Source organism: Paraburkholderia sp. SIMBA_053 (assembly GCF_046534895.1).
GTDB lineage: Bacteria > Pseudomonadota > Gammaproteobacteria > Burkholderiales > Burkholderiaceae > Paraburkholderia > Paraburkholderia caledonica.
Map to the genome: position 1 here is coordinate 1 of NZ_JAWRXU010001766.1, position 234 is coordinate 234.

Here is a 234-nt window from a genome sequence, read left to right on the forward strand (position 1 = left end):
GCTGTCGGGCGACTACGACTTCCAGTTCATGATCGAAGAACTGGCCGTGGGCGCGCAGTTCAAGCTGCCGTACGTGCATGTGGTCGTGAACAACTCGTATCTGGGCCTGATCCGCCAGGCGCAGCGCGCGTTCGACATGGACTTCTGCGTGCAGCTCGCGTTCGACAACATCAACGCGCCGGAACTCGAAGGCTATGGCGTCGATCACGTCGCGGTGGCTGAAGGCCTCGGCTG

General features: G+C 62.0%; 1 protein-coding gene. It reads left to right on the forward strand.

Going from position 1 to position 234, the window contains the following annotated elements; genetic code table 11:
* The coding region (locus SB753_RS41590; protein WP_410805760.1) for a thiamine pyrophosphate-dependent enzyme at window positions 1–234 on the forward strand (234 nt) is incomplete at both ends.